The organism is Gardnerella sp. DNF01189 (genome assembly GCF_049244195.1).
Lineage (GTDB): Bacteria > Actinomycetota > Actinomycetes > Actinomycetales > Bifidobacteriaceae > Bifidobacterium > Bifidobacterium swidsinskii.
Map to the genome: position 1 here is coordinate 1,448,893 of NZ_CP058385.1, position 16,111 is coordinate 1,465,003.

The 16,111-nt window shown below is 44.1% G+C and carries 14 protein-coding genes; all 14 read left to right on the plus strand.

What is annotated here, in order from left to right; all coding sequences use genetic code 11:
- Nucleotides 1-239: 239 nt before the first annotated feature.
- The 14 genes from HXT41_RS05945 (at nucleotide 240) to rsmD (ending at nucleotide 16,078) form a co-directional block, all read left to right on the plus strand.
- Nucleotides 240-809 carry a peptidase gene (locus HXT41_RS05945; protein WP_421788638.1) on the plus strand — a complete coding sequence of 190 codons (570 nt, stop codon included), beginning with the start codon at nucleotides 240-242 and terminating at the stop codon, nucleotides 807-809.
- Between the two features lie 412 nt (nucleotides 810-1,221).
- Nucleotides 1,222-1,518 (plus strand): 30S ribosomal protein S6, encoded by a 297-nt coding sequence (gene rpsF, locus HXT41_RS05950; RefSeq protein WP_004574062.1) that lies wholly within the window; start codon nucleotides 1,222-1,224, stop codon nucleotides 1,516-1,518.
- Between the two features lie 150 nt (nucleotides 1,519-1,668).
- Entirely contained in the window at nucleotides 1,669-2,250 is a 582-nt protein-coding gene (locus HXT41_RS05955; protein WP_410309389.1) for a single-stranded DNA-binding protein, read from the plus strand.
- A gap of 135 nt (nucleotides 2,251-2,385) precedes the next feature.
- Nucleotides 2,386-2,634: a 30S ribosomal protein S18 gene (gene rpsR / locus HXT41_RS05960; RefSeq protein ID WP_004105399.1), complete on the plus strand. Its 249-nt coding sequence runs from the start codon at nucleotides 2,386-2,388 to the stop codon at nucleotides 2,632-2,634.
- Between the two features lie 16 nt (nucleotides 2,635-2,650).
- Complete coding sequence (rplI, locus tag HXT41_RS05965) at nucleotides 2,651-3,097, plus strand: 50S ribosomal protein L9 (protein WP_102703364.1); 447 nt, start codon at nucleotides 2,651-2,653, stop codon at nucleotides 3,095-3,097.
- A 279-nt stretch (nucleotides 3,098-3,376) separates the two neighbouring features.
- Complete coding sequence (gene mvk, locus HXT41_RS05970) at nucleotides 3,377-4,579, plus strand: mevalonate kinase (RefSeq protein ID WP_421788640.1); 1,203 nt, start codon at nucleotides 3,377-3,379, stop codon at nucleotides 4,577-4,579.
- 135 nt (nucleotides 4,580-4,714) lie between these two features.
- The gene (gene mvaD, locus HXT41_RS05975; protein ID WP_103013808.1) at nucleotides 4,715-5,812 is read left to right on the plus strand and encodes a diphosphomevalonate decarboxylase; all 1,098 of its coding nucleotides are present in this window, start codon (nucleotides 4,715-4,717) and stop codon (nucleotides 5,810-5,812) included.
- Between the two features lie 9 nt (nucleotides 5,813-5,821).
- Nucleotides 5,822-8,161 carry a type 2 isopentenyl-diphosphate Delta-isomerase gene (gene fni, locus HXT41_RS05980; RefSeq protein WP_415693577.1) on the plus strand — a complete coding sequence of 780 codons (2,340 nt, stop codon included), beginning with the start codon at nucleotides 5,822-5,824 and terminating at the stop codon, nucleotides 8,159-8,161.
- A 128-nt stretch (nucleotides 8,162-8,289) separates the two neighbouring features.
- Entirely contained in the window at nucleotides 8,290-8,484 is a 195-nt protein-coding gene (gene rpmB / locus HXT41_RS05985; RefSeq protein WP_012913853.1) for a 50S ribosomal protein L28, read from the plus strand.
- A 103-nt stretch (nucleotides 8,485-8,587) separates the two neighbouring features.
- Complete coding sequence (locus tag HXT41_RS05990) at nucleotides 8,588-10,999, plus strand: ATP-dependent DNA helicase RecG (protein WP_103013809.1); 2,412 nt, start codon at nucleotides 8,588-8,590, stop codon at nucleotides 10,997-10,999.
- A gap of 289 nt (nucleotides 11,000-11,288) precedes the next feature.
- Nucleotides 11,289-12,437: a PfkB family carbohydrate kinase gene (locus tag HXT41_RS05995; RefSeq protein WP_076002633.1), complete on the plus strand. Its 1,149-nt coding sequence runs from the start codon at nucleotides 11,289-11,291 to the stop codon at nucleotides 12,435-12,437.
- A gap of 320 nt (nucleotides 12,438-12,757) precedes the next feature.
- On the plus strand, nucleotides 12,758-13,696 hold the full coding sequence (locus HXT41_RS06000; RefSeq protein ID WP_033888576.1) for a nucleoside hydrolase: 939 nt from the start codon (nucleotides 12,758-12,760) through the stop codon (nucleotides 13,694-13,696).
- A gap of 118 nt (nucleotides 13,697-13,814) precedes the next feature.
- Nucleotides 13,815-15,239 carry an MFS transporter gene (locus HXT41_RS06005; RefSeq protein WP_004110247.1) on the plus strand — a complete coding sequence of 475 codons (1,425 nt, stop codon included), beginning with the start codon at nucleotides 13,815-13,817 and terminating at the stop codon, nucleotides 15,237-15,239.
- A gap of 254 nt (nucleotides 15,240-15,493) precedes the next feature.
- Nucleotides 15,494-16,078 (plus strand): 16S rRNA (guanine(966)-N(2))-methyltransferase RsmD, encoded by a 585-nt coding sequence (rsmD, locus tag HXT41_RS06010; protein WP_103013810.1) that lies wholly within the window; start codon nucleotides 15,494-15,496, stop codon nucleotides 16,076-16,078.
- The last annotated feature ends 33 nt before the right edge of the window (nucleotides 16,079-16,111 follow it).

Consider the following 16,111-nt stretch of genomic DNA (forward strand, 5'->3'; position numbering starts at 1 on the left):
CAGAAAAATGCCGTAAATATTTCTGCTTTTTAATGAATATAACGAATATTTATCAAGATTTTTTGTATTTTTGATGCTGAGAAACCTGAATTTTAGTGTTGAGTTTTCTGAGAGCTTGCGGTAAGTTTTAACTCAGTTACCGGTTGAATCCCTAGTTCACTGGTACGAGCGGGAAACCGCAAATGGCAAATTTTTCTTCGCATACCCTAGTGCGAAGGAGAAGAAGAAAGGAAAATATTATGTTGAATAAGAAGGCTATCGCCGCATTCGCTGCTGGCGCCACCCTCCTCTCTGGTTTCGCTTTTGCTGTCCCAGCAATGGCTGAGACTCCTGCTGCTCCTGCTGCTCCTGCTGCTCCTGCTGCTCCTGCTGCTCCTGCTGCTCCTGCTGCTCCTGCTGCTCCTGCAGCTCCTGCTGAACCTACTTATAATAAGTCATTCTATAAGACTGAAGACGCTGGAGAGCTTGATGCTCGTTTGGCTAAGGAGAAGGCTGATAAGGAGGCTAAGGCTAAGGCTGAAGACGAGAATGATAAGTATGAGCATTCTCCATTTGGCAATAAGGACATGGATTACGCGAAGTGTGTGAAGCTTTACGGTAAGGATTCTCTCGAGTGCAAGGCTGTCGCTGACTACCTCAAGCGTCATGGTCAGAAGGTTGATGACAAGGCTAACGACAAGAAGTCTGACAAGAAGTCTGATAAGAAGGCTGCTCCATTGGCTAAGACCGGTGCTGCTGTAGCTTTGGCTGCTGTTGCTGCTTCTGTGCTTGCTGGCATGGGTGCTGCTCTTCGCAAGATCCGTCACTAAGCTGAAATCTGATTCAGTGATGAATCATTTGGGCTTTAGCTTATTGGTTGATCGTTGAGTCGGTTTTTCTGTGAATTACTTAGTCTAGTGTGCTGAAAGGTGCGCTAGACTAAGTTTTTTTATGACAATTTTGTGCTCTGCACGCTCGTGTTCACGTCTTCGTCCTCTTTTTACGCAACTGTAAAGTTTCTGTCGTTATTTGCTGGTTTCGCGGCTTTTTCTTTACGCTGCTGTAAAGTTTCTGCCGCCTGACACCATCGTTTAAGCGCGTAACTCTCGTCGTCATGAGCGTGCTGTAAAATAGCAAAGTTGTGTGCGGTTTTGGTGCTTATCATCAAACATATCGCGCATATTTTGCAAACACACTCCTGCTGTGGAAGGTCCACAGCCGATAGTCCGAAGGAGGTGGGTGATGTCTGCACATAAGTATGAACTGATGTTCATTGCAAATCCTGAGCTGGATGAGCACGGTCTTAAGAAGTTGACCGAGCAGTATCTTGAGCTTGTCACCAACGAGGGCGGTTCCGTTGACGGCACCGATTACTGGGGTCGCCGCAAGTTTGCCTACGAAATTGAAGGCAAAACCGAAGGTAACTACGTTGTGGTGAACTACACTGCCGAGCCATCTGTAAGTGACGAACTTGACCGTGTTTTGAACCTTAATGAATCTGTAATCCGCACGAAGATTCTTCGCAAGGACGCTAAGTAAAAACTAGCAAAACTAAGTAAGCTCTAGTGAATTAAATAAAAACTAGTTAAGCTAAATAAATACGTAAACAACCGCGCATAAGTTGCGCACAAAATTGCCAGTAATCACTGATATGTGATTACGAGTAAAGCGAGAAAGAAAAGGCACGATATGGCAGGTGAAACGATTATTACCGTCGTGGGAAATCTCACTTCGGATCCTGAATTAAGGGCACTTTCCAACGGTGCTTCTGTTGCGAGCTTTACCATTGCATCCACACCTAGAACGTTTAATCGTAATACGAATCAGTTCGAGGATGGGCCTGCATTATTTATGCGTTGCTCAGCGTGGAGAGACTTGGCAGAACATTGTGCAAACAGCCTTTCTAAAGGCACGCGCGTGATTGCTCAGGGCAGGTTGTCGCAGCGTTCGTATCAAGCGCAAGACGGCTCGAATCGCACAGTTGTTGAACTTACGGTTGACGAAATTGGTCCATCTTTGCGTTATGCAACTGCGCAAGTTAACCGCCAAAGCTCTTCAACAGGTTTTGCTGGTGGCTCGCGCGCATCAAATGCTGCTGGCGTAGGTTATGCTGGCGGAGCAAATTATGCTGCTAGCCAGGCTGCTTCTCAGCATGCTGCAAGTTCTTCAGCGGCTGATCCGTGGAGTGCTGCTGCGCCAACAAACGATAGTTTTTCAACTTTCGGTGCTAATTCTGATTTTGGCGGCGATTCTGAAGAACCTGAGTTCTAGCGTTTTAGTTGAGCTATAGATAGCGTATTTATTTGTTTATTTATGCACTTATTTACGCGCTTACTTAATCCTTATAAATACATCATCAGTTACATGTTATGCAAAAAGCATAACGGATTTGAGAGAGGACATCTTATGTCACGCAAAAGGCCGCAACCACCGGTCAAGCCTTTCAAGAAGAAGCCAAATCCTTTGAAGGCTGCCAAGATTACTGAAATTGATTATAAAGACGTTGCTTTGCTGCGCAAGTTCGTTTCTGACCGCGGCAAGATTCGTTCCCGTCGTATCACCGGCGTAACCGTGCAGGAACAGCGCAAGATCGCGAAGGCAGTGAAGAATGCTCGCGAAATGGCTTTGCTTCCTTACGCCACTACCGGTCGCTGATTGAGAGGATAGGAATATGGCTGAAACCAAGGTTATTCTTACCAAGACTGTTGCCAACCTCGGTCACTCTGGTGACGTTGTTGAAGTTAAGGCTGGCTATGCACGCAACTACCTGATTCCTCAGGGTCTTGCTTTTGCATGGAACAAGGGTGCTGCTTCCCAGATTGAAGCAATGCGTCGCGCTCGTCTTGCCAAGGCTGTTGCCACTCGTGAAGAGGCAGTTGCAGCTAAGGCTCAGATTGAAGGTACCGTTGTGGAGCTTTCTGCTAAGGTTTCCGAATCCGGCAAGCTTTTCGGTGGCGTTTCTGCCGAGAAGATTGCTGCCGCTTTGGCTTCCAAGGCTCAAGTTGAGGCTCGCGCAATTAAGGTTGCTACTATTAAGACCACTGGTGAGTTCCCAGCAACCGTAACGTTGCATCCGGAAATCACCGCTTCCTTTACTGTTAAGGTTGTGGCTGAGTAAGTAGCTTTGTGAATTTTACAAAACATGTTGTAGCAAGCAGATTCTTGCTTTTAGTGGTTTTCTGCTTGTAATACATGTGGATTGAACTTAAGCATTAGCTCTGCGTTTGCGTTGTATTGAGTTTTCTCATTGCGATGCTGCGCAGAGTTTTTTTATGCTGCAATATTTTGAAAATGTGAATGTGTTGTAAGTGTCACGTGCGTAACGTAGTTTTTTAAGTTCTACTCGACTAAATTAGAACAGTTGGAAAATTACGAAATTATCAAGGAGATGCAAACTGTGCTGGAAAGCAAATATGAACTGGCCGACGAGTTTAGTATGAACGCAAAAGCGCAAGATGCCAGCATATCTGCTATTCGCAATGACGAAGAGTATGCTTGTAAAAATTCCGCAATTACACCTTCCGCAATTACGAATCTCGAAAACGCAATAAAATACAGCAATCACAAAGGATACGGCGAAACTTGCGCGAAGGTTATTCTTTTTGGCGAACATTCCGTGGTTTATGGTCATTCTGCAATAGCTTTGCCGCTTAAAAACTTGCGTATGCGCGCTGTCGTAACTAATTGCAATGAATCTTTAGTACCTGTATCGTGTAAATCTTTATCTTCTGCTTCGTGTGAATCTTTAGCATCTGCATCACGCGAATCTTTAGCATCTACGACGAATCTCGATTCACATATAACTCTTTCGTGCCTTGACTTTACTGGCAAACTTTCCGAAATTCCTACGCGCTTTAATAGCATACAAACAGCAATTCGCGCGTCGCTAGAGTTTGCAGGGTGGAGCGGTGAGAATTTGCACATTTTTACCGAGTCTGATTTTCCAGCAGAACGAGGTCTTGGCTCGTCTGCGGCTGCTGCTGGTGCTATAATTCGTGCGATTCTTGACTATTATGGCGTTTCAGCTAGCGATGATGAGATTTTTAAGTTGACGCAGACTGCTGAGTGCGTGGCTCACGGACGTTCTTCAGGCTTGGATGCCACTGCAACCGCTGCTTCCTGGCCTGTGCGTTTTAGTCGTGGCTGTTTTGATCGCATGGAAATTAACATGCGTGCGTGGCTTGTTTTGGCGGATTCTGGATGCAAAGGAATGACTCGCGAAACAGTTGAAGCTTTGCATTCTCGTTTAGAATCGAATCCTGTTGAAGTTGGAGCGCAGCTCAATAAATTGGGGGAGATTGCGGCTGTTGCAGAAGATGATTTGGTGTTTGGTCGTATTGAAAATATGGGTAAGCAAATGACTTTCGCACACCGTATTTTGGCGGATTTGGGCGTAAGTACTGCGAAACTTGACACTTTGGTAGATGCTGCTTGCAAACATGGCGCGTTGGGTGCAAAACTTACTGGCGGAGGTGGTGGAGGATGTGTCATTGCGCTGGCTGATAGTGAGGATGCTGCTAAGCGAGTGAGTGAAGCTTTTAAAAATGCAGGAGCTTGCGATACGTGGATTGTGAATATAGGTGATTCTGCAATAAATTGAATCTTATTTTTACTTGAAATGTAGCATAAACTTTACAGTTATTTAAAGAAAAGAAGCTTGTGCGCACTGTTTTGCTAAAACATTGACTAGCACATTAACAAACGAGAATTACGTATCTGCCGCAAAAGGAACAGTATGCAAAATGTTGAAATTCAGCCAAAAATAACGTTTGACGCTAGTCTTTCACCCAACTCAGCTTTTGCTAAAGCAAACGCGAATATTGCGCTGATTAAGTATTGGGGTAAGCGCGATGAAAAGCTGATTTTGCCTTATACTTCCTCGCTTTCGCTCACCCTTTCGGATTTGTTTACAACTACAAGCGTAAGTTTTGCGAATAATCTTGAACAAGATACTTTTACTTTAGATAATGAAAAGATTTCGCCGTCTGCAAAACCTTTTCGTCGCGTAGTCGCTATGCTCGATTTGGTGCGTGAAATTGCAGGAATTTCAACGAAAGCAAGCGTTATTTCGCATAATATTGTGCCAACTGCTGCCGGTCTTGCATCGAGCGCGTCTGGTTTTGCAGCTCTTGCGTCTGCTGCCTCGTACGCTGCTGGATTAAACCTAACTCCACGAGAACTTTCTAGACTTGCAAGATGTGGTTCTGGTTCAGCTTGTCGTTCGATTTTTGGAGGACTTTCAATTTGGCATGCAGGTTGCGACGACGAAACATCTTACGCAGAGCCTATTGAAAACGCACAAGTTGCGCTTAAAAATTTAAACCTTGCTATGATTGTTGTTACTTTGGACGATAGCAAAAAGCCGATTTCTAGCCGAGAAGCGATGCGCAGAACGGTTGAAACTTCGCCAACGTATATGCAATGGGTTGAGCAGTCGAAAGACGATCTTGAAATTGCTAAAAACGCAATTAAGCGAGCAGATATTGAGCAATTGGGTGAGGTTGTTGAACGCAATGCTTTTGGAATGCACGAAACTATGCATAATGCTGTTCCGTCGGTGAATTATTTAACTAGCAGCACGCATATTGTGCTTGAAGCGGTTAAAAATATGCGAAAAGATGGTTGGCTGGTGTGGTCTACGATGGATGCTGGTCCAAATGTGAAGGTGCTTACTTCTGGAGATGATGCTTATCGTGCGATGTGTCAGTTGCGCTCGCGAGTTGAGGATGGTTTACGTAATTCTAGCGTTTTTTGTAATACAGAATATTGCGAGCCGAAATTTGCGATTGCGCTGCCAGGTGACGCTGTGACGGTGAGTACGAGTTTAAAATAGGCGGATAATATGACTCAAGTGCGCTCTAGTGCCCCAGGAAAGCTTTATATTGCTGGCGAGTATGCTGTTGTTGACGGCTGTGCTGCAATTGTTGCTGCTGTTAATCGTTATGTAACAGTTAGCATAAGTGATGAAACCTTAAACGAAGAGTTACGCGAAAATTTGCAGAAAAATGCGCCTAGTAGCAGAAATTATTGTGGTGTGATTACGTCAGATGCTGAAAAATATAAACCGCTTCTTTGGGCGCGTGCATCCGACGGAAGTATTGAAATACAAAACGACGGAAAATATGCTTATGTGCTCGCTGCAATGGGCGTAGTCGACGCTTATGCTAGTGAGAAATGTGCGCCAAATATTAACCGAAAAAGTTACAATGTGCATATTTTTAGCGAACTTGATGATGTAAAAACTGGTAGAAAATACGGTCTTGGATCTTCTGCTGCAGTAACTGTTGCAGTTATCCGCGCGTTGTGCAAATGGTATGATTTGAATCTTTCGACTCCAGAAATTTGCAAGCTAGCATTGATTGCGTCGTCGAGTGTTAAAAAATCCGGAAGCGGTGGAGATGTTGCTGCCAGCTCTTATGGCGGTTGGATTATGTATCGCGCGTATAACCGAGAGTGGCTTGAAGCTGAGCTGACGCTAGTAAAATCCGGATGCTCTGATTTCGGTGAGTTGTTGTACAAAAAGTGGCCACGACTGGAAGTTAAGCGTTTAAATGTAGATAAGTCGCTAAAACTTTTAGTCGGGTGGACTGGTTCTCCTGCGTCTAGCGCAAAGCTAGTAAGTAGCGTAGAAAGTAGCGTTAAAACTAGTGCTGAAGGTAGTACGGAAAGTAGCGTCGAAACTAGTGCTTTTGACAATAAAAATCAACTTTTTACTTACGAAGATTTTTGCAAACAAAGTGAGATTTGCGTGCAAAAACTTGCGCGCGCAATTGAAAAGTTTGAAATAAGCGAAATTTCTAGCGGTTTTGCTCAAAATCGTGCGTTGTTACAAAAATTAAGTGCTCTTACTGGAACTGTTATCGAAACACATGAACTTACAAAATTTATTGAAATTGCGACTTGTGCCGGTATTCCTGCAAAAACTAGCGGCGCAGGCGGGGGAGATTGTGCAATTGCGCTGTCGACAATTTATGACAATAATGTAATTGAAACTATGAAATCTACTTGGGAAGCCAATGGAATAAAGCCATTGAATATTGATGTTACGGAAATTTTTGGAACTGGTAAGCCTTCTGAAAATATTGTATTAGACGCGTTTGTTAAGAGTCGCGAACCTAATGCACAATCTGCTCAATCTTGCACAATACAAAACCGCAAAGACGCGCATATTGCGCTTGCGGACAAGCAGTATAAAACTCGTGCAGATTCAGATTTTGACAAAGTGCGTTTTGTGCCGAATGCTTTGCCGCAAGTTGCGCTTGAAGAAATTGACGCTAGCGTGAACGTGCTAGGAAGCGAAGTATGCGATTCTGTGCATTGGTGCTCGCCGATATATATTAACGCAATGACCGGCGGAAGTGATGCTGCTAAAAAAGTGAATGCAAGTCTTGCTAGAGTTGCTGCAAAAAATTCTGTTGCTATGGCGAGTGGATCTTTGAGTGCTGCTCTTCGAGACGAAACTTTACTCAGCACTTTCAGTGTCATAAGAAGCGAAAATCCACATGGATTTGTGATGGCAAATGTTAGCGCTGGAACTAGTGCGTCTGATGCATTGCGTGCTGTAAACATGATTCATGCGAATGCGTTACAAGTGCATTTAAATGCTGCACAAGAGTTGGTTATGCAAGAAGGCGATCGCGATTTTCGAAATTGGTTGTGCAATATTGAGTCTATTGTCAGTGCGTGCGAAGCACTAAGCGTGCCTGTGATTGTGAAGGAAACTGGATGCGGAATTTCTGCTAAAGATGTTCATCGTCTTAAAGATGTTGGAGTGCGCACTGTAGATGTTTCTGGTCGTGGCGGAACTAATTTTGTAACAATAGAGAATGCTCGCAGGAACTTAGGCGACTGTGATTATTTGGCTGATTGGGGTCTTACTACTGTTGAGTCGCTGGTTGACATACGCAAGTGTGATTCGTTAAAAAATATGGAAGTTTTCGCAAGTGGAGGAGTTCGCACGCCTTTGGATGTTGTGCGTGCGTTGGCTTTGGGTGCTTCTGCAGTTGGTGTCGCTGGCGAGTTTTTGCATACGCTTATGCATGAAGGTGAGGATGCGCTTTCTTTGCAAATTGATAACTGGCAGAAGCAAATTAGGGTGATTATGGCTCTTCTTGGATGCAAGACAGTCAAGGATTTACAAGAAAAGACTGAGTTCGTGCGCGCGGATTGTCTTGGTAAGTGATATACTTGTGTAGTTGTGCGTTCAAGCGTGCTTATTTGTTTATGCAATGTGCGTAAGTAATTTGCGTAAGTAGTTCGTGTGTTTGAATGACGCAAGACTTGCAAGTCAAAGAAAATAGGAGTCCAATTATGGCAGCTCGTTGCGCAGTATGTGGCAAGGGACCTCAGACTGGTTTCACTGTTTCACATTCGCATATCCGCAATAAGCGCACCTTCCGCCCGAACCTTCAGCCGGTTCGCACCACCATTGATGGCGAGAACGTTCGCCTTCGTGTGTGCGTGAAATGCATTAAGGCTGGCAAGGTTCAGCGCGTTGAGGCGTGATTTGCGCATTGTATTGCGTTTAAATTGTAAGGCCCTGAGTGTTGCTCGGGGCTTTTTTGTATTTGCATATTTTTTCGTGCGCACGTTATATTCCTGATTGCGAATGATTTATAATCGAAATATGCTAAATACGCCCACGAACTCAGCCAAAATGCATACTTCGCTTTGTGCAATAATCAGCAATAAGCGACGCGTTTCTGCATTAAAATCTTTGGGCATAGTCACAGTCAAAGACGCGCTAACTTACTACCCATTTAGAGTCACAAGTCCACTGAGAATTGCGAACTTAAAAGATGTAAAAATTGGCGAAGAAGTGGCTTTCTATGCGCAAGTTCAGTCAATTAACGTTGTGCCTATGAACGCTCGTCGCGGTTTTAGAATCGAAATTAACGTTTTGCAAGATATGCAAGTGGTAGCTCAGCTTATTTATTTTTCTAAAAATCGTCAATACGCTCAGTGGCTTTCCGCAAAGATGCATGTTGGCGAAATGGTTGTTGTTGGCGGCATGTCTAGCGCTTTTAATGGTAAATTGCAATTTACGCATCCTCAAATTCTTACTGTATCTGCTGCAGAAGAAAGCGATAGCTTGCATCAATCTCGCGATACTGTAAGAAGCGTGGAAGATGGTTTGGCGCGTATGAGCGCTCCTATGCCCGTGTATCATGCAAATTCGCGAATCTCTAGTGAGCATATTCACGAAACAATACTTTCTATGCTGTCTGCACTTTCTGAAGATTCTGCATCTTCCGCATCTTCCGCAGCTTGCGCTACTGAATCCCTGCAAATCCCAAATATTACGCCTGAATCAGTGCTAAAAAAACGTAACCTCATGACTAGAGCGTCAGCAATATACTCAATTCATAATCCGCAATCAGTTGACGAATTTTATAAAGCTGTTGACTCGTTGCGCTATGAAGAAGCTTTTATTTCCCAAGTAGCTGTATTGCGATCTCGTGAAGATTCTAAAGATAATCAAGCAAAATCTTGTAATAATTCTCTTATAAGAAATGAATTTGTGGAAAGTTTGCCGTTTGAGCTTACTGCAGGTCAAAAAGATGTAATTGATGAGATTGTACGTGACATGCGTGAGCACCATCCGATGCGTCGCTTGCTTCAAGGTGAAGTTGGTTCCGGAAAAACAGTTGTTGCGCTCGCTGCAATGCTCGAGGCAGTTGGATCAGGCTATCAGGCTGTGCTTGTGGCTCCTACTCAAGTTCTGGCGTCTCAACATGCCGAAAATTTGCGCCAAATGATTGCGCGCGCGAATCTAAAAGTGCCTGTAATCGTCGTAACTGGCGGCATGAGACTTGCGGATCGCAGACGTGCGCTAGCGAGTGTGGCAAGTGGAGAGCCTTCGCTTATTGTTGCAACTCATGCAGCGTTCTCGTCGACTTTTAAGCCGACTAATTTAGCTTTGGTAATTATTGACGAGCAACATCGTTTTGGTGTTGAGCAGCGCGATGTTTTGTTGCGCAAAATGAGCGTAGATTCGCATAATAGTGCTGAAAAGTCTTTTACACCGCATCTTTTAGTAATGACTGCAACGCCTATTCCGCGCTCTGCTGCTATGACGTGGTTCGGTGATTTGGATGCTTCGTATTTAACTGAACTGCCTGGAGGTAGAAAACCTATTCGCACTTTTGTTGTGCAAGAATCGGATGCGAATACTATGGCGAGAATGTTTGCGCATATTCGTGCTCGCATTGATGCAGGTGAGCGTGCGTATGTTGTTTGCGCGCATATTGATGATGATTTTAATGAGGATTCTGGTAGGGATTCTGGTAGTGCTTCTGTTAGTAATTTTGGTAGGGATTTTGATAGCGATGAATCTGAAGGTTTTGAAGATGTTTCGCAATCTGTGCAATCTAATCAATCTGAAGAAAATAACGCAGATTCTTTGCGCAAACTTCATACAGTTAACGGCATTTTGAAGCGGCTTTCAGCTTTGCCGCAATTTAAAGGCGTTACTTTTGCTAAGCTTACTGGTCGCGACGATGATGCTACGAAACGCGAAACGATGGAACGTTTTGCGCGCGGAGATGTGCAAGTTCTTGTAGCTACAACGGTTATTGAGGTCGGTGTTGATGTGCCTCAAGCGAGTTGCATTGTGATTTTTGACGCGGATCGTTTTGGTCTTGCGCAATTGCATCAGTTGCGTGGACGTGTTGGGCGTGGTGGCACGAATTCTTGGGCATTTTTGGTTGCGCAAACTGAGGATGGAAGTCTTGCTCAAGAACGTTTGCAAGTTGTTGAAAATTCGCTAGATGGTGCCGTAATTGCTAAGAAAGATTTGGAATTGCGCAATGTTGGCGATGTTCTTGGCGATAAGCAGTCGGGTGGTCGCTCGAGTTTGAAGATTTTGCGAGTTGTTAAGGATGCAAAGATTATCGCTATGGCTCGTGAAGATGCGTTGGAGACTTTGCAAAAAGACACTCATCTTGTTTCGTTGCCGTATCTTGCAGGTGCAGTGCTTGATTTTACGAGAGGTGGAAGTGCGCAAATCGTAAGCAATTAAAATTCTAAAGTTCTGAATTTGCGCGCAAAATATCTTATAAAGATTACAATATTGTATGAATAAATTATCCTATAAAAAAAGTATAAAGAAAAAATTATTGCATATTTATGCACTTAATTTAGTAAAAAATACGGTAAGAAACTATTTTTAATTGATAATTAATATCAACTTTTGTTGGATATAATATAAAAAAACAACAAAATTACATAAATTTACGTGCATATTATGAGAATTGTGAATATCCTAGATAGTAGGCATCATTTGTAATCACAATAGAGATGAGGCGACAATGACCGAACGCGAACAACAAATCTTGACTTGGATTCAACAAAACCCGATGATTAGCCAACAGGAACTTGCAAATCTCGCAGGAATTACTCGTTCAGGTGTGGCTGCTCATATTTCCAATTTAATTCGCAAAGGATATTTACGAGGTAAGGGATATATTGTTACTCCTCCAAGTTATGTGACTGTTGTTGGCGGAATTAGCATGGATGTTCTTGGCATTGCTTGCGGAGATTTGATGGATTACACGTCTAATGCTTCCCGTGTGCGCTATATGCTAGGCGGTGTTGGAAGGAATATTGCAGTCGCGTTGGAACGTCTTAATATTCGCACAAGCATGGTTTCTGTCTACGGTGGCGATCACAACGGAGAGCTTTTCCGCATTGATGCTGCTGCAAACGGCTTAGATATTGGTTATGCGAAGCAACTTCCTGAGTCAATGACTGCTTCGTACATGTATGTTGGTGACGCTTCTGGTCAGCGTTTGCTTGCTTTAGACGATATGAGTATTTACGACCACATGACTCCTGATTTTTTGCGTGAGCGCATGTCCATTATTGAAAATGCTGATATTTTGGTGTTGGATACTAATATTCCGCAAAAGTCAATTGAGTGGCTATGTGACCGTTATCGCCGTCCTATTATTGTTCGTGCAATTACGGATGCAAAAGCTCCTCGAGTGCTTTCTAGATTGTCTCGTATTGACACCCTTATTTTAGATACTGCTGAATCGCAGGCTTTAACTGGCGTTAATGCTGTTGACGAGCGTTCTGCAATTCGCTGTGCGAATGTGCTTCTCAAGCGTGGAGTAAAACGTGTATTTGTAAATGCCGGTCGCGCAGGAGTTGCTTATGGTGTTGCAGATGAGGGAGTGTCGTTCTATCCTGTCCCAGTTAAGCGCGTCCAGAGAATGATGCTAACTCGCGGAAATAGCAATGTTGGTGTTGAAGCAGTCGGCAACGACAACGGTTCTAGCGATGCTGCTACTGCGGCGCTTATTTACGCGCGATATAACGAATTTGATTCTTCAAAAACTGGCAGATTTGCGGTTGCTGCTGCAGCTTTGAATACTGAATCTATGCAGCCTGTACATGAGTTGTTTAATCCAGAACTTATTTCTCAACGCATGACGAATATTCATGAGCGCATTTAATTAGTGCTTTTTGCGCTGATTTTATTTCTTTTATTTAATTTACGAATTAATCTTGTAAATTTTTCTTGCATACAATAGTAGGTCTGCTATACTTGTTATTAGTCATTTGTTTAGTTATATAAACAAATGTTAGGTAATTAGTGTTGTATGATGCAATGGAGCGTATGTGCAGCGAAATGCGTAGTGGCGTACGAGCATGGATCATAGAGCAATTTACGCATAAATTAACAGCAGTTAGTAGCAAACGTAATAGCAAAAATAACTGAAAACTATTTACGTAAGTTATTAACAAGAAGTTAGTTATCTACGAAGGAGTAATGATGACTTCAATCATCCTAGATTGCGATCCTGGCCATGATGACGCCATGGCTATTCTGTTGGCACTTGGTAACCCAAATATTGAGTTGCTCGGCGTAACTACAGTTGGCGGCAACCAAAGCCTTGAAAAAGTCACGTATAATGCGCGTGCAACTCTCGAAATGGCTCGTGCAACTCACATTCCAGTTCACGCAGGCTGCGACCGACCAATGGTCCGCCCTCTGGAAGTTGCGGCTTCCGTGCACGGCGAAAGCGGCTTAGACGGCGTAACGCTTCCAGAACCAACGCGACCATTGGACGAAGGCCACGCTGTAAATTGGATTATTGATACGATTATGAGCAACGAACCTGGCACGATTACGCTTGTACCAACTGGTCCGCTCACCAATATTGCTATGGCAGTGCGCCTTGAGCCACGAATCGTAAGACGTGTGAAGGAAGTTGTGCTCATGGGCGGCGGATATCACGTTGGTAATTGGAGCGCGGTTGCTGAGTTTAATATTAAGGTTGATCCAGAATCTGCGCATGTTGTGTTTAATGAGGATTGGCCTATTACTATGGTCGGTCTTGATTTGACACATCAGGCACTTTGCACTCCTGAAGTGCAAGCAAAGATTAATGCTATTGGCACGCCTCTTTCTGCGTTTGCTAGCGGTTTGATGGACTTCTTCCGTAAAGCGTATAAGGATAATCAAGACTTTATTGATCCGCCAGTTCATGATCCTTGCACGATTGCTTATTTGATTGACCACAGTGTGGTGGCTACTCGTCGCTGCCCTGTAGACGTTGAAATTAAGGGCGAATTAACAGTTGGTATGACCGTTGCAGATTTGCGCGGACCAGAACCATCCGCAGAAGAATGCCATACGCAAGTTGCAACCAAACTTGATTTCGATAAATTCTGGGATTTGATTATTGACGCGCTGAAGCGTATCGGCTGATTTGTACTAGAATTATTCACGATATTTTGCGCAACAATACTGCAAATTTACCGAAAGAAAATAAAGCGGCAAAGTTGCGCGAAAATAAAATTTATACGAAATTTGATATGAGGCTATTATGACTGAAGTTTCATCTCCAACGCCTTCCATGCTAGACAAGGGTGGGCGATCAATTGTTGCGTTAATGACGGCGCTACTCGTTGCTATTTTTGCTTTCCAGCTCAACGCTTCAATGCTTTCTCCAGCATTAGCAACAATGACAAAAGAGCTTCACGCAACCGATACGCAAATCGGCTTAACTCAAACAGTGTTCTTTACTGCTGCTGCTTTATTCTCACTGTTTTTGCCGCGCTTATCTGATTTAGTCGGTCGTAAGAAGGTGCTTATTGGCATTTTGATTTCAACGATTGCGGGCTGCGTAGTGTCTGCGCTTGCTCCAGATGTGAATATTTTGATGCTTGGACGTATTTTGCAGGGTGCTTCTGGTCCTGTAGTGCCGATGTGCTTGATTATGCTTCGCGTGCGCGTAACTGAAGAAAAGCGTTACGCAAAGCTAATGGCAATTTTGACATCTGTAAACGGTGGTATTGCTGGCGTTGATGCGTTGCTTGGCGGTTGGCTTGCTGGAAAGTTTGGTTTCCGTTCGGTGTTCTGGACTATGGCAGGTATTGCTGTAGCGGCAGTGATTATGGTGATTGTTGCTGCTGAAGAATCTTATGCGGAGGAAACTTCAAAGATGGATTGGTTGGGCGTTGTGACGCTTGGTATTGCGTTCCTTGCAGCATATCTTGCTATTAATGAAATTGATAAGCTTGCAAATGCTAACTTGACTATGGTTGCAGGCCTTGTGGTAGTGGCTGTAATCTTCTTCGCGATTTTCTGGAGAATTGAAGGAAAGATTGCTGCTCCTTTGGTTTCGACGCATTACATGAAGCAGCGTCGCACGTGGGGCTTGCTTTCTTGCACGCTGCTTACCATGACTGGCGTTTTTGCTTTGATGAATGGTGTAGTGCCGCAGCTTGCTCAGGATGCTAAGTTTGGTGCTGGCTTGGGTGCTGACGTGGTGAGCTTTGCAACGTTGACGCCTTACGCAATTATTGGCTTCTTGTTTGGGCCTGTGGCTGGTATGCTGGCTGCCAAGTTTGGTTACCGTTTGGTACTTCGTGCTGGCATTATTGTCAGTGTGATTGGCGTTGTGTTTGGTATGTATGTTGCTAATAATCCATCGGTGTGGTCTTTGGTTGCGCTTTCGCTGGCTTTGGGCGTAAGCTACGCAGGTGTTGCAAACATTATGCTTAACGGACTTGGTATTGTGCTTTCTCCAAAGGATAATCCAGGATACTTGCCAGGCATGAACGCTGGTGCTTTTAACTTGGGTGCTGGCTTAAGCTTTGCAATTCTTTACGCTGTGATGACGAATGTTGCAGGAACTAATGGTGCAACAGGCGGATACATGGCTTCGATGGTTGCGGGCATTGTGTTACTTGCGCTTGCGTTTGCTTGCTCCTTCTTAATCCCGAATCCTGAAGAAGTAAATAAGTAAGATTGACGCGTGAGTTTGCGTAATCTTAAGTGAATAAAATTAAGCGGTAAAGCTAGGATTTCCTATGCTTTGCCGCTTTTTGCTTTCTGCGCGCGACACTTCCTTTACACAGCTGTAAAGCGAGTATCGAAACCGAAAACAAATGCCAGTAAATTCTCCAACAAATGTGTTTAAAACTCATAGACAATACTAAATAATCACAAAATCGCATTGAGTAACAATGACTGTCGGGAGGGGGAGGATAAGCTAGAAGAATGCACATTATTGCTGGACGTTTTAAATCTTTGCCGCTTACTTCAGCGCAGTCGTGTACAAGACCTACTACAGATCGCACGAAAGAAGCGATATTTTCTAGGCTCGATTCGTGGGATGTTATGCACAATGCTCGCGTTCTTGATTTATTCGCCGGCACAGGTGCGTTAGGAGTTGAGGCGCTATCTCGTGGCGCGCGTGAGCTTGTTTCTGTTGAAGCAAATTCGCAAGCGGCTGCGCTGATACTTCGTACGTCGAAAGCGTTGCAGAGTTCAAAGGCTTGGGATTCTGCGCTTTCTATGAGGGTTCTTCGAAAGCGCGCGGAGCAGTTCGTTGCGGATTATAGTGGGGAAGCGTTTGACTTGGTTTTTATTGATCCGCCTTATGCTTACGAAACTGCGGATTGCGAAAGTTTATTGGCTTCGATGATTGCGAGCGGAGTTGCGAGCGTTTCTGCGGATACGTTGATTGTGTTGGAGCGTAGCGCGCGAAGTGTTTTGCCGACTATGCCTGAGGGCTGGGAGCTGTTTGATACGCGTAATTACGGAGAAACTTCCGTGCTGTTCATTCAGCCTAAGCGCGATTGATCTGATTCGGCTTCGTTACAATCTGTTTTTGTA